18 protein-coding genes and 1 pseudogene are annotated in these 22,213 nt (G+C 57.6%); 8 read left to right on the plus strand and 11 right to left on the minus strand.

Features of this window, described 5'->3' with window-relative positions:
• Positions 1 to 4 precede the first annotated feature (4 nt).
• The 5 genes from QFX16_RS04135 to QFX16_RS04155 form a co-directional block, all read right to left on the minus strand.
• Positions 5 to 1,015 (minus strand): ABC transporter permease subunit, encoded by a 1,011-nt coding sequence (locus QFX16_RS04135; protein WP_027924494.1) that lies wholly within the window; start codon positions 1,013 to 1,015, stop codon positions 5 to 7.
• Positions 1,016 to 1,087: 72 nt separating this feature from the next.
• On the minus strand, positions 1,088 to 2,683 hold the full coding sequence (locus tag QFX16_RS04140) for an ABC transporter substrate-binding protein (protein ID WP_283182935.1): 1,596 nt from the start codon (positions 2,681 to 2,683) through the stop codon (positions 1,088 to 1,090).
• A gap of 80 nt (positions 2,684 to 2,763) precedes the next feature.
• A complete protein-coding gene (locus QFX16_RS04145; RefSeq protein ID WP_283182936.1) occupies positions 2,764 to 4,182 on the minus strand; it encodes an OprD family porin in 1,419 nt (472 codons plus the stop codon).
• Between the two features lie 175 nt (positions 4,183 to 4,357).
• Positions 4,358 to 5,959: an ABC transporter substrate-binding protein gene (locus QFX16_RS04150; RefSeq protein ID WP_283182937.1), complete on the minus strand. Its 1,602-nt coding sequence runs from the start codon at positions 5,957 to 5,959 to the stop codon at positions 4,358 to 4,360.
• A 308-nt stretch (positions 5,960 to 6,267) separates the two neighbouring features.
• A complete protein-coding gene (locus QFX16_RS04155) occupies positions 6,268 to 7,893 on the minus strand; it encodes an ABC transporter substrate-binding protein (RefSeq protein WP_283182938.1) in 1,626 nt (541 codons plus the stop codon).
• Positions 7,894 to 8,884: 991 nt separating this feature from the next.
• Between QFX16_RS04155 and QFX16_RS04160 the strand changes: the two are divergent.
• Positions 8,885 to 9,134, plus strand: a pseudogene (locus tag QFX16_RS04160) (hypothetical protein).
• A 129-nt stretch (positions 9,135 to 9,263) separates the two neighbouring features.
• Here QFX16_RS04160 and QFX16_RS04165 read toward each other — a convergent pair.
• Both QFX16_RS04165 and QFX16_RS04170 read right to left on the minus strand, forming a co-directional pair.
• Positions 9,264 to 9,620, minus strand: coding sequence for a hypothetical protein (locus QFX16_RS04165; protein ID WP_283182939.1), 357 nt, complete (start codon positions 9,618 to 9,620; stop codon positions 9,264 to 9,266).
• Positions 9,621 to 9,852: 232 nt separating this feature from the next.
• Entirely contained in the window at positions 9,853 to 10,569 is a 717-nt protein-coding gene (locus tag QFX16_RS04170; RefSeq protein ID WP_283182940.1) for an SIMPL domain-containing protein, read from the minus strand.
• A 363-nt stretch (positions 10,570 to 10,932) separates the two neighbouring features.
• On the opposite strand from QFX16_RS04170, the gene QFX16_RS04175 reads away from it, so the two are divergent.
• Together QFX16_RS04175 and QFX16_RS04180 are read left to right on the plus strand one after the other, a co-directional pair.
• The gene (locus QFX16_RS04175) at positions 10,933 to 12,195 is read left to right on the plus strand and encodes an ATP-binding protein (protein ID WP_283182941.1); all 1,263 of its coding nucleotides are present in this window, start codon (positions 10,933 to 10,935) and stop codon (positions 12,193 to 12,195) included.
• On the plus strand, positions 12,188 to 12,754 hold the full coding sequence (locus QFX16_RS04180; RefSeq protein WP_008148925.1) for a response regulator transcription factor: 567 nt from the start codon (positions 12,188 to 12,190) through the stop codon (positions 12,752 to 12,754). The genes QFX16_RS04175 and QFX16_RS04180 overlap by 8 nt, the downstream gene beginning before the upstream one ends.
• Positions 12,755 to 12,825: 71 nt before the next feature.
• On the opposite strand, the gene QFX16_RS04185 is transcribed toward QFX16_RS04180, so the two are convergent.
• Positions 12,826 to 13,161, minus strand: coding sequence for a hypothetical protein (locus QFX16_RS04185; protein ID WP_283182942.1), 336 nt, complete (start codon positions 13,159 to 13,161; stop codon positions 12,826 to 12,828).
• A gap of 264 nt (positions 13,162 to 13,425) precedes the next feature.
• Between QFX16_RS04185 and QFX16_RS04190 the strand changes: the two genes are divergently transcribed.
• Positions 13,426 to 15,153 carry an ABC transporter ATP-binding protein/permease gene (locus QFX16_RS04190; RefSeq protein ID WP_283182943.1) on the plus strand — a complete coding sequence of 576 codons (1,728 nt, stop codon included), beginning with the start codon at positions 13,426 to 13,428 and terminating at the stop codon, positions 15,151 to 15,153.
• Between the two features lie 178 nt (positions 15,154 to 15,331).
• A complete protein-coding gene (locus QFX16_RS04195; RefSeq protein WP_046045828.1) occupies positions 15,332 to 16,081 on the plus strand; it encodes a FadR/GntR family transcriptional regulator in 750 nt (249 codons plus the stop codon).
• Here the strand turns inward: QFX16_RS04195 and QFX16_RS04200 are convergent.
• The 3 genes from QFX16_RS04200 to QFX16_RS04210 form a co-directional block, all read right to left on the minus strand.
• Entirely contained in the window at positions 16,078 to 16,302 is a 225-nt protein-coding gene (locus QFX16_RS04200; protein WP_283182944.1) for a hypothetical protein, read from the minus strand. The genes QFX16_RS04195 and QFX16_RS04200 overlap by 4 nt on opposite strands.
• 167 nt (positions 16,303 to 16,469) lie before the next feature.
• Complete coding sequence (locus tag QFX16_RS04205; RefSeq protein ID WP_283182945.1) at positions 16,470 to 16,661, minus strand: hypothetical protein; 192 nt, start codon at positions 16,659 to 16,661, stop codon at positions 16,470 to 16,472.
• A 14-nt stretch (positions 16,662 to 16,675) separates the two neighbouring features.
• Positions 16,676 to 17,992: a phospholipase gene (locus QFX16_RS04210; RefSeq protein ID WP_283182946.1), complete on the minus strand. Its 1,317-nt coding sequence runs from the start codon at positions 17,990 to 17,992 to the stop codon at positions 16,676 to 16,678.
• Between the two features lie 237 nt (positions 17,993 to 18,229).
• Between QFX16_RS04210 and kdgD the strand changes: the two genes are divergently transcribed.
• From kdgD to QFX16_RS04225, 3 genes are all read left to right on the plus strand, one after another.
• Positions 18,230 to 19,141 (plus strand): 5-dehydro-4-deoxyglucarate dehydratase, encoded by a 912-nt coding sequence (kdgD, locus tag QFX16_RS04215; protein WP_283182947.1) that lies wholly within the window; start codon positions 18,230 to 18,232, stop codon positions 19,139 to 19,141.
• 74 nt (positions 19,142 to 19,215) lie between these two features.
• A complete protein-coding gene (locus tag QFX16_RS04220; RefSeq protein ID WP_283182948.1) occupies positions 19,216 to 20,661 on the plus strand; it encodes an aldehyde dehydrogenase family protein in 1,446 nt (481 codons plus the stop codon).
• 179 nt (positions 20,662 to 20,840) lie between these two features.
• Positions 20,841 to 22,208, plus strand: coding sequence for an MFS transporter (locus QFX16_RS04225; protein ID WP_010463380.1), 1,368 nt, complete (start codon positions 20,841 to 20,843; stop codon positions 22,206 to 22,208).
• Positions 22,209 to 22,213 lie beyond the last annotated feature (5 nt).

The raw sequence follows: 22,213 nt of genomic DNA on the forward strand, positions 1-22,213 counted from the left end.
GATCTCAGCGCTGGTGACGAATGCGTGGGTTGGCAAAGCCGTAGAGGATGTCCACCACGAAGTTGACCAGAATCACCAGGCAGGCGATTAACAGGATGCCGTTTTGCACCACGGGATAGTCCCGTGCGCCAATGGCTTCGATCAGCCATTTGCCGATGCCGGGCCAGGAGAAGATGGTTTCGGTCAGGACCGCACCGGCCAGCAATGTGCCGACTTGCAGGCCGACCACGGTCAGTACCGGAATCAGCGCGTTACGCAGGCCGTGAACGAATACCACGCGCGACGGCGACAGGCCTTTGGCGCGGGCGGTACGGATGTAGTCTTCACGCAGCACTTCGAGCATCGAAGAACGGGTCATCCGCGCGATCACCGCCAGCGGAATGGTGCCGAGCACAATGGCCGGCAGGATCAGGTGATGCAGGGCATCGAAGAACGCACCGACGTCATCGGCCAGCAGCGTGTCGATGAGCATGAAGCCGGTCCGCGGCTCGATGTCATAGAGCAGGTCGATCCGCCCGGACACAGGGGTCCAGCCCAGGGACACCGAGAAGAACATGATCAGGATCAGGCCCCACCAGAAGATCGGCATCGAATATCCCGCCAGGGAGATGCCCATCACCCCGTGGTCGAACAGGGAGCCTCGCTTGAGTGCCGCGATCACCCCGGCCAGAAGGCCCAGGATGCCGGCGAACAGCAGGGCGGCCATGGACAGTTCCAGGGTCGCAGGGAATAGAGAAGTGAATTCGCTCCAGACACTTTCACGGGTACGCAGGGATTCGCCAAGGTCGCCGTGGGCCAGTTTGCCAACGTAATCCAGGTATTGGGCATACAGGGGTTTGTTCAGCCCCAGGCGCTCCATTGCCTGAGCGTGCATTTCGGGGTCGACTCGACGTTCGCCCATCATCACTTCCACGGGGTCGCCTGGAATCATGCGAATCAACGCGAAAGTCAGCAAGGTGATGCCGAAGAACGTGGGGATCAATAACCCCAATCGGCGGGCAATAAAACTAAACATCTTGTGGTGTCCCTCATCAGCCGGTTAGGCGTGCCCGGCATTCCTGGGTCAGGAATGCCGGTAGTTTCTTATCTACTTCACCTGAGTGGTGGCGAAGTTGTTAGTGGTGAGCGGGCTAATGTGATAGCCCTCCACGTTGTTACGCATTGCAGTGAACATACGGGTGTGCGCCATGCTGATCCATGGCTGGTCCTGGTTAAAAATAACCAGAGCCTGTTCGTACAGCGCTGCACGTTCGGCCGGGTCGGTTTTTTCGCGGGCCTGGTCGATCAGGGCCTGGAACTTTTCATTGCACCAGCGCGCGTAGTTTTCGCCGTTCTTCGCGGCTTCGCAACTGAGCATAGGCGTCAGGAAGTTATCCGGGTCGCCGTTATCGCCCGCCCATCCGGCGGAAACCATATCGTGCTCGCCGTTTTTCGCGCGTTTGAGCATTTCGCCCCATTCCATGACGCGAATATCGACCTTGATCCCGACCTTGGCCAGGTCGGCCTGCATCATCTGTGCGCCGAGCATCGGGTTCGGGTTGGTCGGGCCGCCGCCGTTACGGGTGAACAGGGTAAACGTAGTGCCATCGGGCACGCCGGCTTCCTTGAGCAAGGCGCGAGCCTTGTCCAGATCACGTGGCGGATTCTTCAGGTCGTGGTTGTAGCCCAGCAGGGTGTCCGGGTACGGATTGACCGCCACGGTCGCATTGCCTTTGCCAAACAGCGCGTTGACGTATGCGGCCTTGTCGAAGGCGATATCGATGGCTTTACGTACGCGCACATCGCTCATGTACTTGTGCGAGGTGTTCATGGCGATGTACGAGACGGTCATCGCGTTCAGTTCATCGACACTCAGTTTGTCGTCTTTCTTGATGCTCGGAATGTCATCCGGCTTGGGATACAGCGCAATCTGGCATTCGTTGGCTTTCAGTTTTTGCAGGCGCACGTTGTTGTCGGTGGCGATGGCCAGGATCAGCGAATCAGCCGGTGGCTTGCCACGGAAGTAATCCGGGTTGGCCTTGAAGCGGACTTGAGCGTCCTTGTTGTAACGCTGGAAAACGAACGGGCCGGTGCCGACAGGCTTGTTGTTCAGGTCGCCGGTCTTGTTGGCCTTGAGCAACTGGTCGGCATACTCGGCGGAGTAGATCGAGGAGAAGGCCATGGCGATGTCGGCCAGGAACGGCGCTTCGCGGCGGGTCAAGGTGAAGGTGACCGTGTTGTCGTCGATCTTCTCGACACTTTTGAGCAGTTCCTTGAAGCCCATGCTTTCAAAGTACGGGAAGCCCACGCTCGACAGTTTGTGCCACGGGTGCTTCGGGTCCAGCTGACGCTGGAAGCTCCAGACCACGTCGTCGGCGTTCATGTCGCGGGTCGGCTTGAAGTATTCGGTGGTGTGAAACTTGACGCCTTTGCGCAGGTGGAACGTGTAGGTCAGACCGTCCTCGCTGATGTCCCAGGAGTCGGCCAGTGCCGGAATCACTTCAGTGGTGCCAGGCTTGAAGTCCGCCAGACGATTGAAGATGGTTTCGGCCACCGCATCGGCTGTGACTGCAGTCGTGTACTGGACCATATCGAAGCCTTCCGGACTGGCTTCGGTGCAGACCACCAGGGGTTTGGCCGAGACGCCAACAGCGACACTCAGCAACGCGGCAGCGATGGCCGCACGTAGGGGAAGCATTTTCATCAAAGAACCCTCTGCAATCGGTTAGAAGGACAAAAGCCGAACGGCCGATTCGTCATTGAATCAGCCGTTCGGCAGGTGCATTACAGAATGTTGAACGGGATGGTGGTCACGAGACGGAACTCGTTGAGGCTGCCATCCGCCTGGTTTTCACTGGCGCGGTGAGCGGTGTAGGTCGCGCGAACAGTGGTGGCCTTGAGAGGGCCGCTCTGCACGGCGTACGAAGTACCGATACCGTATTCATAGTGGTTTTCGCCGTCCATCGACTGCACGCCGTCGTAACCGCCGCCGGCATAGTGAGTACCGTCGATGCCCCAACCACGAGCCTGGTAGATGTTGAACTTCAGGCCTGGCACGCCGTATTCGGCCATATTCAAGCCGTAGGCGATCTGGAAGGATTTCTCGTTCGGGCCGTTGAAGTCCGACAACAGGGAGTTGGCCAGGTAGATGCCGTTGGTTTCGTGCAGGTAGTCGAAGTACTCGTTACCGTTCACTTCCTGATACGAGAAGGTCAGGCTGTGGGCCTGGTGAGTCAGACCGAGCGACAGGGAGTACGTGTCGTTATCGATTTCGCCCAACAGCTTTTTGCCTTCATCGACGGTTTTGTAGTAGTTCAGGCCGGTGGTCAGGCTCAGCACCTGGCTGTCACCCAAAACGTGGCTGGCGCCGAAGTAGTACTGGTTCCACAGGTCTTCAGCCTGGGTGCCCCAGAGACTGGTGGTCAGGCTGGCGAACGGCGTGTAGGTGATACCGGCGGTGTTGACGTGATCGGCTTCAGCGGTACCGTCGCCATATTCGGAACGGAACTTGCGCTGGCTCTGTTCGGTACGCGGCGAGTTACGGTCGAAGGTGCCAAGGTCGAAGGTCAGGTTTTCCAGCTCTTCGCTGTGCAGAGTCACACCCTCGAAGCTTGAAGGCAGTGGACGGTTACCGATGACATCCACTTGCGGGCTGCTGAAGTTCTGGCGACCGGCAGTCAGTGTGGTGTTGGAGAAACGCGCCTTGACGTTGGCCAGGCCCAGTTTGCTCCACTGATCAACAGCGTCACCGCCATTTTCAGTCAAAGTACGGTTGTTACCACGGCCGCCCCGGCCTGGCTCAGGAGCACCACCGTTACCGGACGCAAGGTCTTTGCGATCACGGTCCAGAGCAATTGCGTTGTAGGCAGCCACTTCAGTGCTGAAACCTACAGTACCCTCGGTGAAGCCCGAGTTGTACTTGATGATCGTGCCTTGTACCCAGTTGATGCGGCGATCAGTCGTGCGAGTCTCACCATTTTTACGATAGTTGAGCGTCGCGCCCCGCTTGAACGACTCATTCGCATACCAGTTACGCGTGGAACCGGTGATCGATTGACCTTCAACAAAACCGGTGGCTTCGCTTTGGGCGCTTTTCTCTTTAACGGTAACCGGCGTGAACGCCTGGCTTTGGGTTTCTGCGTAAGCCGTGGCGGTTACGCTGCTGATGGCCAGGGCCAATAACGCGGTGCTACTCAGTTTCATGGGGTGAAGCTCCTTTCTTTCTTTTTTTTTAATGCCGGTCTTTTTTGATGATCCGGCTATTTGGTTTCGAACTCATCCAAGGCATCGCAAACGTTTGCTGTAGAACGGATTGACGAATTACGGCAATACGCTTGCGTGAGGGCGGAATCCGCCCCCAGCGATTCTGGCTAATCGGTTATTTTTCTATGCTGACGCCCGAGAACACGTTACGACCGAAAGGACTCACCTTGAATCCTTCGATTTTGGCGCTCAACGGCTGGTTAACCGTCGAGTGGGCGACTGGCGTAATCGGCACCTGCTGCTTGAGGTACTGTTGCGCCTGTTTGTAAAGCACGGTGCGCTGGTCGCGGTCGGTGACGACCTTGGCCTGCTTGATCAGCTTGTCGTAAGCCGGATCACACCACATGGAGTAGTTGTTGCCGCCAATGGCGTCGCAGCTGTAAAGCGTGCCGAGCCAGTTGTCCGGGTCCCCGTTGTCACCGGTCCAGCCGATCAGGCTGACGTCGTGTTCGCCGTTTTTGGTGCGCTTGATGTACTCGCCCCATTCGTAGCTGACGATCTTCACGTTGAGGCCGATTTTTGCCCAGTCCGCCTGGAGCATCTCGGCCATCAATTTGGCGTTCGGGTTGTAAGGGCGCTGAACGGGCATCGCCCACAAAGTAATTTCGGTGCCTTCCTTCACGCCGGCAGCCTTGAGCAATTCCTTGGCTTTTTCCGGGTTGTAGGCGGCGTCTTTGATGGTCTCATCGTAGGACCATTGGGTCGGTGGCATGGCGTTGACGGCCAGTTGACCGGCACCTTGATAGACGGCGTTGAGAATGCCTTGCTTGTTCACCGCCATGTCCAGCGCCTGGCGCACTTCGAGCTGGTCGAAAGGCTTGTGGCGCACGTTGTAGGCGATGTAACCGAGGTTGAAACCGGGCTTCTCGATGAGCTTGAGTGTCGGGTCGTTCTTCAGCGCGGTCACGTCGGCAGGGCGTGGGTGCAGGGTGATCTGGCACTCGTTGGCCTTGAGCTTCTGCACGCGCACCGAGGCATCGGTATTGATGGCGAAAATCAGGTTGTCGAGCTTGACCCGGCTCGGGTCCCAGTACTGCTTGTTGCCGGTGTAACGGATGTTGGAATCTTTCTGGTAGCTCTTGAACACGAACGGCCCGGTGCCGATCGGCTTCTGGTTGATGTCGCTCGGCTTGCCTTCGGCCAGCAGTTTGTCGGCGTATTCGGCGGACAGAATGGCGGCGAAGCTCATGGCGATGTTCTGGATGAACGCGGCGTCCACGCTGTTGAGTGTCATGTCCACGGTCAGCGGCCCGGTCTTCTCGACCTTGGCGATGTTCTTGTTCAGGCTCATCCCGTTGAAATACGGGAACTCGGTCGGATAAGCCTTACGGAAAGGTTGCTGCGGATCGAGCATGCGATTGAACGTGAACAGCACGTCGTCGGCGTTGAAATCACGGGTCGGCGTGAAGTATTTGGTCGTGTGAAATTTCACCCCTTCGCGTAGGTGAAAAGTGTACTTGAGGCCGTCCTCGGAAATATCCCAGCGAGTGGCCAGGCCAGGTACGACGTTGGTGGCGCCTTTTTCGAACTCTGCCAGTCGGTTGTACAACGGCTCGGCGGCGTCATTGTCGGTCGCGGTCGTGTATTGCGCGGTGTCGAAGCCAGCAGGGCTGCCTTCGGAGCAGAACACCAGGCTGTTATTGGCGGCCTGGCTGATGGACGTGGCGGCCAACAGGCCGGTGCCCAGCAATGCGGATAAAACCAAGGTATGGCGCATGACGCTCCCTTTTCTCTTTCTCTAAGTGTTTTCAATGAATCGCCATCCCGTCCGGGGACGTGGAGGCATCACTGATCTCAAGCCATGACAGGCAGCAATAACCGAGAGCCCACGCACGAACTGGTCAGATCCCGACGGTAGGAGCCGTGGGCCTGGCAGTAAATGCGTAGAGTCCTAAAGACTCGTAGGAAATGGCAACGCGTCCGACGCCGCTGATGTAATGCTCAGCGGAATTGGATGTAGGTGGTTTCCTACTTTCTCGGCAGATAAAGCAGCGGCGACGTTAAAAACGTCGCCGCTGCAAAACCTTATTTGCTGACGCTGACGCCGTAGAAGGAGTTCAAGCCAAACGGGCTGATCTTGAAGTCCTGCACGTTGTCGCGCATGGGTTGGAACACCGTCGAGTGAGCGATAGGTGTCATTGGAACGGCATCTTTGAGGACGTGTTGCGCCTGCTTGTACAGTTCGGTGCGCTTGGACTGATCGGTCGTGCGCTTGGCTTCTTTCACGATGCCGTCAAACTTCTTGTCGCACCACTTGGAGAAGTTGTTGCCCTCCAGGGAGTCGCAGCCGAACAGCACGTTCAGCCAGTTGTCCGGATCACCGTTGTCGCCGCTCCAGCCAATCAGCATCGCGCCGTTTTCGCCGCCTTTGGAGCGCTTGATGTACTCGCCCCACTCGTAGGTCACGATCTTGGCCTTGATACCGACCTTGGCCCAGTCGGACTGCAGCATTTCAGCCATCAGCTTGGCGTTCGGGTTGTAAGGACGCTGAACCGGCATCGCCCACAGATTGATCTCGGTGCCTTCCTTGATGCCAGCTTCCTTGAGCAGCTCTTTGGCTTTCTCAGGGTTGTACGGCGCATCCTTGATGGTGGTGTCGTAAGACCACTGGGTTGGCGGCATGGCGTTGACGGCCAGCTGACCAGCACCCTGGTAAACGGAATCGATGATCTGCTGTTTGTTGACGGCCATGTCCAGCGCCTGACGCACTTTCAGTTGGGCCATCGGGTTCGGCTGATCGCTGCCCTTGATCTTGTCCATCACGTTGTAGGCGATGTAACCCAGGTTGAAACCAGCCTGGTCAGGCACTTTCAGAGTCTTGTCTGCTTGCAGCGCCTTCAGGTCGGCTGGACGTGGGAACAGAGTGATCTGGCACTCGTTCTTCTTCAGCTTCTGGATACGTACCGACGGGTCGGTGGTGATGGCGAAGATCAGGTTGTCGATCTTGACGTCGTCAGGCATCCAGTAGTCCTTGTTCCCGGTGTAGCGGATGTTGGAGTCTTTCTGGTAGCTCTTGAACACGAACGGGCCAGTGCCGACCGGCTTCTGGTTGATGTCGGCGGCTTTGCCTTCTTTCAGCAGCTGGGCGGCGTACTCGGCGGACTGAACGGAAGCGAAACTCATGGCCATGTTCTGGATGAACGCGGCGTCGACTTCTTTCAGGGTGAACTTGACAGTTTTGTCGTCGACTTTATCGATCTTGGTGATGTTGGTGTCCATCCCCATGTCGGTGAAGTACGGGAATTCGGTTGGGTACGCCTTACGGAACGGATCATCCTTGTTAATCATGCGATTAAAGGTGAACAGCACGTCGTCGGCGTTGAACTCACGAGTCGGCTTGAAGTACGGGGTGGTGTGGAACTTGACGCCTTCACGCAGGTGGAAGGTGTAAGTCAGGCCGTCATCGGAGATGTCCCACTTGGTCGCCAGACCAGGAATGACAGCAGTGCCGCCACGTTCGAACTGAGTCAGACGGTTGAACATGGTTTCTGCAGAGGCGTCGAAGTCGGTTCCGGTGGTGTACTGACCAGGATCAAAACCGGCCGGGCTCCCTTCGGAGCAAAACACCAGGTTAGTCGCCGCTTGGGCGAAAGGTGCGCTAGCTAACAAGCCTGCGCCGACTAAAAACGGAATGACCGCGTGTTTAAGCATGGTGGCCTCATGATTTGTTGTCATTTTTGGAATTAGAGGACGACCTCGTGAGTCGTGCCTGCGGATACTTATGCAGGGGCCATACCCATTGCAAGATCCGGAGCGGGCACAAGTCTTAAACAGTGGCACGAACGTACCTTAATGTCGCATTTGTATAAATTCGCGCGCATTTGACCGTTTGCGCAGGTTTTTTTCAGTGCATATGGCGCACCTGCGCGGGGCGATCTGGACGTTTTGCGCACCCGATTGGAGCGCGGTGTTACTTATTTATACCCATCATTGATGGGTGTGAACGGGGAGGGCGGGCGTGAATGAGATTGAGTTCTGGTTTGGTGGCTAGGTGTTTGTTGTTTAAAGGGTTGTTGTGTCTGTGGGGGCAGATTGTTCCGTTACTGTTTGTCAGTGGACATCTGTGGGTGATGCTTGGCTTTGGGATTTTGGGGAGGCTGCGTGGTCGTGTTGGTAGTACCGGGGTGCAACCTTTGCTGCTTGCGGTAGCGCTTTTGGCTTTTTTCCAAGTGTTGAGCGTCTGATAACTGAGCGCTTTCTGACAGATGTGCAGGGGGCAGATGTTGGGAGCGAGCCTGATAGCCGACCTCTTTCTGCTGCATCCAATTGATCGTTTCCACGCTCCGCGTAGGAATGCAGCCAGGGACGCTCCGCGTTCCATTTTTTGTGTTGAGCGATGTGTGAGACACACAGCGCTTTCCCACGCACTTTTCAGGTTGCCGGGTAGGAAGTCGTGTATCTAGCCTCTGTCCGTCGCTACACAACCATAGGCGCTGTACAACGTCGATCCGGCGTAGGGTGCAATGTTGTTCATGAATTCGGCGTACGACACGATTCAACTGTGGGAGATTCTATGTTGCAGGGCAACCCCGCAATTTCAGGCCGGGTGTATTCGCTCTGATTTTTCATCAGGGCAAATGCCACCCACTTCGCCGCGTGAGAAACGGCAAGGGATGGCCCCATTTGCAAAATAGGGTTGCCAATGACTAAGCCAGTTCCGGATCCGCCACTCGAATCCACGACACCCTCCACGCCAAAAACCGCGAAGCCATCAAACGCGCCCTCGACTTTTATCTCTGCCCCGAACCTGCCCAAACCCACCAAGCCAGCACGATGTTTCTCGTCAACTCGGCCGGCCTCAGCGCAATACGGCGCTGGCAACTCAGCAGATCATCATGCTAGTTGAGCTGGCGGTGAATCGGGCGTTGGATCGGGTTGATCCGCAGGGCTGACCACTACGTTATCGTTCATCGCCAGCAGAAACCTGCTGGCGATGGCAGCATGTAAGTCACTGCAATACTTCGGACGTGCTGAAGGTTTGAGCCGACCAGAAACCTGAATGGTGACTCATTGACTACCTTTCATTTTTTTACAGTTACGCGAAGTATCTGTGACTCTTGAAGGCGGAATTCTCGAAAGCGTATCAGAATGTAATGCAGTTCGGCTTCTGCGCCAGATGCATGCACTTTTTCTAAGACTGTCTTCGGAATGGAAAAAACGTAGGATTGTTCGGAGTCACCTTCCAGGACTTGCTGTGCTTTGTTGAAGAGAGTTGTGGTGCCGCTATCGACCTTGAAGGTAAGCTGATCACCGGCTAAGGGGCCCGAATACCGCGGTATGATGCCGTGCGCGTCGCCCTTGATTTTATCCAGGTAAACTACACCACCTTCCGCTTCCTTCAGTTCGGGCGCGGGCAATCCGTTCGATTGTGTTGTCATGATCAAATCCTTTGAGTGATGAGTACCGTCAGGCAATCATCGTTGATGGACCCGGTTTTTTTAACCGGGACCTATTTGGGGCTGGGTGACGATTGTTCGGCTACGGTCAGAAATTACAGTTCCGACGGACGGTAGGGGGCTGGGAGAGGCAGCAGGTGAGTTGCCACAAAATTCAGGCACAAAAAAACGGCGATCATTACTGATCGCCGTTCTTTCTCTCGCCCGAATCAAATCACTGCATCAACACTTCAATCGAACCATCCGCCGTCATGCTGACCTGGCTGGTACCCGCCTCAACCTCAGGCGTCACCGGTGCCGAGTCCATGCTCGCCGCTTTCATCATCATCGGTCCACGCATGTACGGCTGTGGATAACCGTTGCTGTTCAAGTTCAGGTTAACGATTTTATAACCCTTGCCACCCAATGCATCGGTAGCCAATTGCGCGCGGGCCTTGAAGGCTGTCACGGCTTCTTTAAGCAACGCATCTTCGCTGGCCTTGCGGGTTGGGGTGGCGATGGCGAAGTCCATGCCACCCATTTTCAGGTCTGTGAGCAGTTCGCCGGTCAGTTTCGACAGTGTCGCGAAGTCGGAGCTTTCCAGGCGCAGTTCGGCGCGTTCGCGCCAGCCGGTGATTTTCTGGCCCTTGGTATCGTAGATCGGGTAGCTGTTGCGGCTGCCCTGGCGCAGGGTGACTTCCTTGACCTGTTTGGCCTGGGCCAGCGCTTTGTTCATGGTGGTGCTGACGTCGGCGGCGAGTTTGGCCGGGTCGGTGTTTTGTTCTTCGGTGTAGAGGGTCACGATCATCAGGTCGCGGGCGATTTCCTGACTGACTTCGGCGCGCAGGGCGATCTGGTTGTAATGAAGTTCGTCGGCGGCCAGGGCCGGGAGGCTGGCGACGGTGCCAACGCTAAGGGCAAGAAGGGCGGCGCTGCGGCTGAAACTGTGCATGAAAACTCCTTGGACGGTGCGCAGGGGTTAAGGTCCGAGCCTGCGTGAACCCATCAGACTCTAGCTTTTATGATCCGGTTCGCACAGTTACAACTTCTATACAGATCGACGCGATCTCTTGTAGCAGCTGCCGAAGGCTGCGTTCGAGCGCGAAGCGGTCGCAATTGGGTTGACGCGTTTTGCATGAAGGAATGAGGTCTCAGGTTTTACGACCGCTTCGCGGCCGAACGCAGCCTTCGGCAGCTGCTACAAGGGCTCTGTGTTGGCTGAAGGCCTGTGGCCGTTTGCCGCACTTTTGCCTGCCAGCCCCCGTGCTTGGTTATACTCCGTGCGATCCGCCTGGAGCGCTCATCAGGAGAGCTCATGCTCGCCCCCGTTCAAATCACTTCCGCTACTCGCCAGAATCTCTGGCGGCTGACGTTCATCCGCACATTGGTGTTGGCCGCTCAGGCCGGTTCCGTGGGCCTGGCCTACTGGCTCGACTTACTGCCGCTGCCTTGGTTCCAACTGGCTGCGACCCTCGGTTGCTCGATGTTGCTGTGCGCGTTCACGGCGATTCGCTTGCGTACCTCATGGCCAGTTACCGAACTCGAATACGCCGTGCAACTGGCCTGCGACCTGTTTATCCACAGTGCCTTGCTGTATTTCTCCGGTGGCTCGACCAACCCCTTCGTCTCTTATTACCTGGTGCCGCTGACCATCGCTGCCGTGACCTTGCCGTGGCGTTATTCGGTGATTCTGTCCGGTATCGCGTTGACGATGTACACCCTGCTGCTGGCCCGCTTCTATCCGCTGCAAACCTTCCCGATCGCTCGGGAAAACCTGCAGGTTTACGGGATGTGGCTGAGTTTCGCCCTGGCCGCGGCGGTTATCACCTTCTTCGCCGCGCGCATGGCCGAAGAGCTGCGCCGTCAGGAAGAACTGCGCGCCATCCGTCGCGAAGAGGGCCTGCGCGATCAGCAACTGTTGGCCGTCGCCACCCAGGCCGCCGGTGCTGCCCATGAGCTGGGCACGCCGCTGGCGACCATGAGTGTGTTGCTCAAGGAAATGCGTCAGGACCATCACGACCCGATGTTGCAGGACGACCTGAGCGTGCTGCAGGATCAGGTCAAACTCTGCAAAGAAACCTTGCAGCAACTGGTGCGCGCCGCCGAGGCCAATCGTCGATTGGCCGTGGAGATGCAGGACGTCACCGATTGGCTCGATGAAGCCCTGAATCGCTGGCACTTGATGCGCCCGGAAGCCAGTTACCGCTTCCAGCGCTTGGGCCAAGGCACCGTGCCGCGCATGGCGCCGCCACCGGACCTGACCCAGGCGCTGCTGAATTTGCTCAACAACGCCGCCGACGCTTGCCCCGAAGGGCTGCAAGTGACGCTGGACTGGAATGCCGACGACCTGACAATCAGCATCCGCGACCACGGCGCCGGTGTGCCGCTGGCCATCGCCGAGCAGATCGGCAAACCATTTTTTACCACCAAGGGCAAAGGTTTCGGCCTGGGCCTGTTTTTGAGCAAGGCCAGCGTGACACGCGCCGGCGGCTCAGTGAAACTCTACAGTCATGAGGAAGGCGGCACGCTCACCGAGCTGCGCCTGCCCCGTGTCGCCCGAGGAGACGAACATGAGTGACGAGATCCAAGTCGAAGGCGAAGGCGAAGAACTGCCGCATTTGCTGCTGGTAGACGACGACGCAACTTTTACCCGGGTGATGGCCCGTGCCATGGCCCGCCGCGGCTTTCGCGTCAGCACCGCCGGTTCCGCCGAAGAAGGCCTGACCATCGCTCAGGCCGACCTGCCGGACTACGCCGCGCTGGACCTGAAAATGGACGGTGATTCCGGTCTGGTGCTGTTGCCCAAACTGCTTGAACTGGACCCGGAAATGCGCGTGGTGATCCTCACCGGTTACTCGAGCATTGCCACCGCCGTCGAGGCGATCAAGCGCGGCGCCTGCAATTACCTGTGCAAACCGGCGGACGCCGATGACGTGCTGGCCGCGCTGCTCTCCGAGCATGCCGACCTCGACACGCTGGTGCCGGAGAACCCGATGTCGGTGGATCGCCTGCAGTGGGAACACATCCAGCGCGTGCTGACCGAACACGAAGGCAACATCTCCGCCACTGCCCGCGCCCTGGGCATGCACCGCCGCACGCTGCAGCGCAAACTGCAGAAGCGTCCGGTTCGTCGTTGACTGTAGTTTTTTGAGGGAGTGGCGAATAAACCATGTTCATGGAGTATCGTTTGTTCGCCCCTTTAATGCCTCTACGGCAAGATCCGGACGGTCAATGGATCAGAGGAGTGTTCAACGCCTTGGGATTTCGCGTAGAACTTGATTTCGACTTCTCGATGGATGTGCGGGCGCATTTCGTTGACAGGCAATTCGGCTTGTAATGCACTCTCTGATTTGTAGCCACTGTCCCACTTATCATCAGTCCCTAGAAAAGCGGCTACAAACTTGTATTCAGCACCTGGTGGAAGTACACCCCCGGCGCCAATACTGAGCTCAGTGGTTTTACCTAATCCACTGAGGAAGAACGCATTATTTTGTACGTCTTTCGCCCTTGGAATCGGGTATGTAACCTTGGGTTTATTGCCCATCGTAATAGCTCCTTTGTATGCGTTTTAACCAGATTGCCCGGCGCACGTCATGGCGACGGGTTGCGATCAGTAGGCGCGAAATATCGCCACCTATCTACTGTCATATCTGACAGTGGCGACCGGCGGTAACCGATTGGGGATTGCTTGTCAAAATGGCCTCAACGCTGAACCGCCCCTGAACAATTGTTGTCACACAGCGTTACAACACAAGCCGATCATCTATGATCGGTTCGTGTGTGTTCTTTTCTTTATCGAGCCTTATCCATGAATCAGAACGCTGAATATTCCGCGGTCAATGATGCTGTGCGCGGGCAGTTTTTCCGCCGAGTGTGGGACATGATCACGCCTTACTGGCGCAGCGAAGAGAAGGGCAAGGCCTGGACGTTGCTGATCGCCGTGATTGCGCTGTCGTTGTTCAGCGTGGCGATTTCGGTGTGGATCAACAGTTGGTACAAGGACTTCTACAACGCCTTGCAGAAAAAGGACGAAGCGGCCTTTTGGCAGTTGATTCTGTATTTTTGCGGCATCGCGGCGGTGGCGATCCTTGGCGCGGTGTATCGGCTCTACCTGACGCAGATGCTGACGATTCGCTGGCGGGCCTGGCTCACCGAGAAGCATTTTGCCCGTTGGCTCAGCCACAAGAATTACTACCAGTTGGAGCAGGGCGGATACACCGATAACCCGGACCAGCGGATTTCCGAAGACCTCAATAAATTCACCAGCAACACGTTGGGCCTGGGGCTCGGGTTGATTCGCAACATCGTCAGCCTCGTATCGTTCTCGATCATTCTGTGGGGCGTATCGGGCAGTATCGAAGTGTTTGGTTTCACGATTCCCGGTTACATGTTCTGGTGCGCGCTGGTTTACGCCGCCGTCGCCAGTTGGCTGACGCATTTGATTGGCCGTCGCCTGATCGGCCTCAACAACAACCAGCAACGCTTCGAAGCCGACCTGCGTTTCTCCATGGTGCGGATTCGCGAGAATGCCGAAAGCATTGCGCTGTACAACGGCGAGCCTAATGAGAACCGCCGCTTGAGCAGCCGTTTCGGGATGGTCTGGCACAACTACTGGGACATCATGAAAGTGTCCAAGCGCCTGACCTTCTTTACCTCCGGTTATGAGCAGATCGCCGTCATCTTCCCGTTCATGGTCGCCGCGCCGCGTTACTTCACTGGCAAGATCGAGCTGGGTGAGCTGATGCAAATCAACTCGGCGTTCGCTAACGTCCAGGACAACTTCAGTTGGTTCATCACGGCGTACCAGGACCTTGCCGAATGGCGGGCCACCTGTGATCGTCTGCTGAGTTTCCGCCAGGCCATGACTGACAACGAAGAGCGTGCGCCGGCGATTGATGTGCAAAACCATGGCTCGGCGTTGAAGGTGCATAACCTTGGCCTCGACCTGGCGGATGGTCGTCACCTGCTGAGCAACGCCGACATGACCGTGGAGGAGGGCGAGCGCGTCATGCTCAGCGGTCGCTCCGGCAGCGGTAAATCCACGTTGTTTCGAGCCATGGGGCACCTTTGGCCGGCTGGCCACGGCAGTATTCGTCTGCCGACGGGGCGTTATCTGTTCCTGCCGCAAAAACCGTATCTGCCGATTGGCAGCCTGCGTGAAGCGCTGAGTTATCCACAGTCTGGCGATACGTATCCGCACGAGCGCTACGTTCACGTGCTGGAAGCCTGCCGTTTGCCGCATCTCGTTGCCCGTCTGGACGAAGCCAATCACTGGCAGCGCATGTTGTCGCCGGGTGAGCAACAGCGTCTGGCCTTCGCACGAGCGCTGCTTTACGCACCGCAATGGCTGTACATGGACGAAGCCACCTCGGCGATGGACGAGGAGGACGAAGCGTCGCTGTATCAGACCTTGATCGATGAGATTCCGGGGTTGAGCATTGTCAGCGTCGGGCATCGCAGCAGCCTGAAGCGCTTCCATCCACGGCATGTCCGTATCGAGAATGGCCATCTGGTGGACCAGACCGTGACCGCATAAACACCACAACCTCTGTAGGAGCGAGGCTTGCCCGCGAAGAACGATCACTCGGTCCTCAGTCGGAAACCGCGTGGAGCCCTTCGCGGGCAAGCCTCGCTCCTCCAGGGGTTAGGTGATCGTACAACCGCGTTGAGCTATGATGCGGTTTCAGCCGCAACTTTTGAGAAAGACGTTCACCATGGAAAACCCGATCGACGCACCACGCCTCCCTCGCAAGCGCCGCAGCCTCGCTCAGGAACTGGTGACGGTGCTGTCCGAGCAGATCCGCGACGGTCACCTCAAGCGTGGCGACAAGTTGCCCACCGAGTCGGCGATCATGGATGCCCATGGCGTCAGCCGCACCGTGGTGCGCGAAGCGATTTCCCGTTTGCAGGCAGCTGGGCAGGTTGAAACCCGCCACGGCATCGGCACCTTCGTGCTCGATACCCCAAGCCCGAGCGGTTTCCGTATCGACCCGGCGACCGTGGTCACGCTGCGGGACGTGCTGGCGATTCTGGAACTGCGCATCAGCCTCGAAGTGGAGTCCGCCGGCCTCGCCGCGCAACGCCGCAGCCCCGAGCAGCTGGCATTGATGCGAGCTGCGCTGGATGCATTGAATGAAAGTGTTTCCCATGCCAGCGATGCCGTAGCGTCCGACTTCCAGTTCCACCTGCAAATCGCCCTCGCGACGGGCAATCGCTACTTCACCGACATCATGACCCACCTGGGCACCAGCATCATTCCGCGTACGCGCCTCAATTCCGCGCGCCTGGCCCATGACGACCAACAGCACTACATGAATCGTCTGAGCCGTGAGCACGAAGAGATTTACGATGCGATTGCGCGTCAGGATTCCGATGCGGCCAGGGCCGCGATGCGGTTGCACCTGACTAATAGCCGAGAGCGGCTGCGTCATGCTCATGAAGAGGCGGAGGCGCAGCGCGGCTAAGGGTAAGGGTCTTCTACCTCGACCGTTTTGTAATCGACATACTCAACGGTGTTGTTCAGCAACACCTTGAATATCTTCAGGGTGATTTTCCAGTACTGACCGGGCAGTGTTTCAAACTCGACGATGTTGTCCACGCTCACATTCAGGTCAAAATCTGATGGCAGCTCTAGAGCTGCATGTCTGGTTTTTGCAGGAAAGTTAAACCGGTGGATTGTGCTCATGGGGTCTTCGCCTATGCAGTGATTGACTGCCCGATTAAGCCTCGGAGGCAGAGGGTTCGATACTGTAAGAAATAACAGTTTCGATGAACGGTCGGCGTCAATCCGCACCTGCCGCGGTGATGTAGATCGTTCCCACGCAGGGCGTGAGAACGATCAGGTGAGGGGAATCAGCCAGTCCTGAGAATCGAACGATCCACCCTCACGGCCCACTCGGCAGCCCCAGCCTTGGCATCGAATGCCACATGCCCATGCTCATCCACCACCGCCCGCGCAATCACCATCCCCTTGGCCAACAATTCCAGCGGCGCACCCTTCAGCGATTGGCCCGAGGCCAGTTCCAGTTTCAATTTGATAGTCATCATCGATCTCCTTATCAGGCAACATTGCCAGTGGGTTTGTAATCCTTGAGCAGCAAATAAGTGCTCCAGCCCCACCAGTCGTCCACGGTGGCGGTGTCGTTGAGGTTGTTGACATCCTTGCGTCGCAACACCTTGTTGCCCTCGACCCTGAACAGCGGCGAAAAGTTGGTCGCCAGGTTAAGTACGGCTTGCAGATCAGGCATTTTTTTCAAGGCGCCGAATTGGCCGGCCGACGGGGCGATTCCACTGAGATACGCCGCGAACACTTCATCCGCAGACACCTGAACCGCCTGATTCACCTGGGCGCGATTAGCGCTATCGATGGCGTCGAAGTAGCGCTTGTCCCCATACGCGTGCCACTGATCGCCGTTGCCATTGCGCACGTTGAGACCGAACTTGCTGTCTTCGTCGTGCATGAAGCGCGTGATCAACGAACCCAGATCGCTGGGTGTAACCACCGCTGCCAATTGCTTGCGCGGCACTCGCAGGTGGCCGGCGGAAAACAGGTCGGTCAGGTAGTGATCGGCAAAAGCGTTCATCGCATAGGCCAGCTCCAGGTGCTTTTCATCGCCACTGGTGTGGGCCCGCACCGCTTGTTGCACCGCCGCGGTGTGCCCGGCGATATAGGCCAGCAGCGCCCATTCGGCGAAGTGATCGGCATTGTTGGCGGCCAGTTTCAGGTAGCGGCCAAATGGGAACAACGCCGAAACGACACTGCCACCGCCGGTGATCTTGTTCCACTCTTCTGACAACGTATCACCGAGGGCGTCATAAGCCTCGTGAGGTTGTTTACCGTCCTTGATCGCCTGCTTGATCGCGGCGATTTCCTTTTGCATCACGCCGAGGATCAGCTTGGCCTCGGCGTTAGAAGCAGGCAGTACGGCCAGCGAATTAAAGGCGTTGGTAAAGCGCTGGATTCGGTCGACGGCCGTCGCGCCTTCGCTGATCGGTTGATCGGGAATTCCATAGAAATCACCTCCCAGCGCAATGACTTGGCCATAGGTCAGCGCCAGCCCATTGGGCAAATGCAACTCCACCTGTGAAGCCGGGATAGCGGGCGCATCCTTGACGAAACGCAGCAGGGTGCTGTCGCCGATGGCGGTGTGTTCGCCACCCTCGAACCTCAGCTGTGGCTTGCCTTTCAGGGCTTTACCGGAGGCTGTGGGTAGCGACGCGGGAAGGGCAGGCGCAGAGTTGTGATGATCAGCAATCTGCAAGACCACGTGTTGGTTATCCCCGATGAGAGGGATGCCATGCTCGGTAAAAAGATCATCCAGTCCGGCAATGACCTGTTTCAGTTTTTCCTTCGGTTGTGCGTGTAGACCTGACATTTCTATCTCCTTGATATGTCGTCGGTGCGATTAAAAACAACTGTATAGATATACAGTTATTCGAATCATAGATGAGAAATTTCCTACGTCAAGGAAATACCTTTCCGACTCAAATTCTGCGGTTGGCGATGAAATGCAGTTGACGGTTATTATTTAAGTTGTACGATGACCTACAACTTCGGCGCAGGCTGAACGGTTTTCTCACACACATACGTCGCTATCCAGGGTGTTCGAATAATGAATCCACAAGAACTGAAGTCCATCCTCTCTTCCGGTCTGCTGTCTTTCCCGGTTACCGATTTCAATGCTCAGGGCGACTTCCATCGCGCGGGCTACATCAAACGTCTCGAATGGCTGGCCCCATACGGCGCCTCGGCATTGTTCGCCGCGGGCGGCACCGGTGAGTTCTTCTCTCTGGCGGCCAGCGAATATTCGGAAATCATCAAGACTGCCGTCGACACCTGCGAAACCAGCGTGCCGATTCTGGCCGGCGTTGGCGGTTCGACGCGTCAAGCCATCGAATACGCACAGGAAGCCGAGCGTCTGGGCGCCAAAGGTCTGTTGTTGCTGCCGCACTACCTGACCGAAGCTAGCCAGGACGGCGTTGCCGCCCATGTTGAAGCCGTGTGCAAATCGGTGAAAATCGGCGTGGTGGTTTACAACCGCAACGTCTGCCGCCTGACCGCGCCGCTGCTGGAGCTTCTGGCTGAGCGCTGCCCAAACCTGATCGGCTACAAGGACGGTCTGGGCGATATCGAGTTGATGGTGTCGATCCGTCGCCGCCTCGGTGATCGCTTCAGCTACCTGGGCGGCTTGCCGACCGCCGAAGTCTACGCCGCAGCCTACAAGGCACTGGGCGTACCGGTTTACTCCTCGGCGGTGTTCAACTTCATCCCGAAAACCGCGATGGATTTCTACCACGCCATTGCCCGTGAAGATCACGCCACCGTCGGCAAGATCATCGACGACTTCTTCCTGCCATACCTGGACATCCGTAACCGCAAAGCCGGTTACGCCGTGAGCATCGTCAAGGCCGGGGCAAAAATTGCCGGCTATGACGCAGGTCCTGTGCGTGCACCGCTGACTGATCTGCTGCCAGAAGAGTATGAAATGCTCGCCGCGCTGATCGACAAGCAAGGTGCGCAGTAACACATCCGATTAAACAAGGCCGCTGAGTGATCAGCGGCTTTTTGTGTGAGGACTTCTTTTAAGGAGAAAGGCCTGTGGCTGATTCAAAGCGTTTCGATAACTACATCGGTGGCCAATGGGTTGCCGGCGCCGACTACTCCACCAACATCAACCCATCGGAGTTGACCGACACCATCGGCGACTACGCCAAGGCTGATCTGGCCCAGGTCCACGCTGCCATCGACGCCGCTCGCGCTGCGTTCCCGGCCTGGTCCACTTCGGGCATTCAGGCGCGTCACGATTCGCTGGATAAAGTCGGTACCGAAATCCTCGCGCGTCGCGAAGAGCTCGGCACCTTGCTGGCTCGGGAAGAGGGCAAGACCCTGCCCGAAGCCATCGGCGAAGTGACTCGCGCCGGCAACATCTTCAAGTTCTTCGCCGGTGAGTGCCTGCGCCTGTCCGGCGACTACCTGCCGTCGGTGCGCCCGGGTGTGAACGTCGAAGTCACTCGCGAAGCATTGGGCGTCGTTGGCCTGATCACCCCGTGGAACTTCCCGATCGCGATCCCTGCGTGGAAAATCGCCCCGGCCCTGGCCTACGGTAACTGCGTCGTGCTGAAGCCGGCCGATCTGGTGCCGGGTTGCGCCTGGGCGCTGGCCGAAATCATCTCCCGCGCAGGCTTCCCGGCCGGCGTGTTCAACCTGGTGATGGGCAGCGGTCGTGTGGTGGGCGATGCGCTGGTGCAGAGTCCAAAAGTCGATGGCATCAGCTTCACCGGTTCCGTGGGTGTCGGTCGTCAGATCGCGGTCAACTGCGTGTCGCGTCAGGCCAAGGTTCAGCTGGAAATGGGTGGCAAGAATCCGCAGATCATTCTCGACGACGCCGACCTCAAGCAAGCGGTCGAGCTGTCGGTACAGAGCGCGTTCTACTCCACCGGCCAGCGTTGCACTGCCTCGAGCCGCTTCATCGTCACCGCCGGGATTCACGACAAGTTCGTTGACGCCGTGGCCGAGCGCATGAAGTCGATCAAGGTCGGTCACGCGTTGAAAGCCGGCACCGACATTGGTCCGGTCGTCTCGCAAGCGCAGCTTGAACAGGACTTGAAGTACATCGACATCGGCCAGTCCGAAGGCGCACGTCTGGTCAGCGGCGGTGGTCTGGTGACCTGCGACACCGAAGGTTACTACCTCGCGCCAACCCTGTTTGCCGACAGCGAAGCTGCGATGCGCATCAGCCGCGAAGAGATCTTCGGCCCGGTGGCCAACGTGGTTCGCGTAGCGGATTACGAGGCCGCGCTGGCCATGGCCAACGACACCGAGTTCGGTCTGTCGGCGGGCATCGCCACCACGTCGTTGAAGTACGCCAACCACTTCAAACGTCACTCCCAGGCCGGGATGGTGATGGTCAACCTGCCGACGGCGGGCGTGGATTACCACGTTCCATTCGGTGGGCGTAAAGGTTCATCCTATGGCTCCCGCGAGCAAGGTCGCTACGCGCAAGAGTTCTACACCGTGGTGAAGACTAGCTACATCGGCTGCTGACAGGAAACACCGCGGTATCGGCATCGATACCGCAACCTCTGTAGCCGCTGTCGAGTGGGACGAGGCTGCGATCTTTGCTTTTCAGGATCAAAAGATCGCAGCCTCGTTTCACTCGACAGCTGCTACAGGGATAAACCGTTTCACCCGCGCATAAAAATAATCAGTGGGAGTACATCTACATGCAAGCGACCAAGCCGACCCACGTCCGCTATTTGATTTTGCTCATGCTTTTTCTGGTGACCACGATCAACTACGCCGACCGGGCTACCATCGCCATCGCGGGCTCCAGCCTGCAAAAAGACCTCGGCATCGACGCGGTCACCCTCGGTTACATCTTCTCCGCATTCGGTTGGGCCTACGTGGCCGGGCAAATTCCCGGTGGCTGGTTGCTGGACCGTTTCGGCTCGAAAAAAATCTACGCGCTCAGCATCTTCACCTGGTCGCTGTTCACCGTGCTGCAGGGCTATGTCGGTGAGTTCGGCATGTCCACGGCGGTGGTTGCGCTGTTCATGCTGCGCTTCCTGGTGGGCCTGGCCGAAGCGCCATCCTTCCCCGGTAACGCACGCATTGTTGCGGCCTGGTTTCCGACCGCTGAACGCGGTACGGCGTCTGCGATCTTCAACTCGGCGCAGTACTTCGCCACGGTGCTGTTTGCGCCGCTGATGGGCTGGATCGTTTACAGCTTCGGCTGGCAGCATGTGTTCATCGTCATGGGCGTGATTGGCATCATCTTCTCGGGGATCTGGCTGAAGGTGATCTACAGCCCGCGTCAGCATCCGATGATCAATGACGCCGAGTTCAAGCACATCGCCGACAACGGCGGCATGGTCGACATGGACCAGGACAAAGGCAAAGGCAAAAAGGGAGACGGTCCGAAGTGGGACTACATCCGCCAGTTGCTGACCAACCGCATGATGCTCGGTGTGTATCTGGGCCAATACTGCATCAACGGCATCACCTACTTCTTCCTGACCTGGTTCCCGGTGTACCTGGTGCAAGAACGTGGCATGACCATCCTCAAGGCCGGTTTCATCGCCTCGTTGCCGGCGATCTGCGGCTTTATTGGTGGTGTGCTCGGCGGCGTGATTTCCGACTACCTGCTGCGCAAGGGCCATTCCCTGACCTTCGCCCGCAAGGCGCCGATCATTGCTGGCTTGCTGGTCTCCAGCAGCATCGTGGCCTGCAACTACGTTGACGTTGAATGGATGGTCGTCGGCTTCATGGCCCTGGCGTTCTTCGGCAAAGGCGTGGGTGCGCTGGGTTGGGCCGTGGTGTCTGACACCTCGCCAAAACAGATTGCTGGTCTCAGCGGTGGCTTGTTCAACACCTTCGGCAACATCGCTTCGATCACCACCCCGATTGTCATCGGCTACATCATCAGCTCCACCGGTTCGTTCAAATGGGCGCTGGTGTTTGTCGGTTGCAACGCGCTGGTCGCAGTGTTCAGTTACCTGGTGATCGTCGGTCCGATCAAGCGTGTGGTACTCAAGGAACCGCCAGTCAGCGGTCCTGAAACCAATAACAAATTGTCTCAAGCGCATTCCTGAGGAGC

The sequence above is a fragment of the Pseudomonas svalbardensis genome (assembly GCF_030053115.1).
Lineage (GTDB): Bacteria > Pseudomonadota > Gammaproteobacteria > Pseudomonadales > Pseudomonadaceae > Aquipseudomonas > Aquipseudomonas svalbardensis.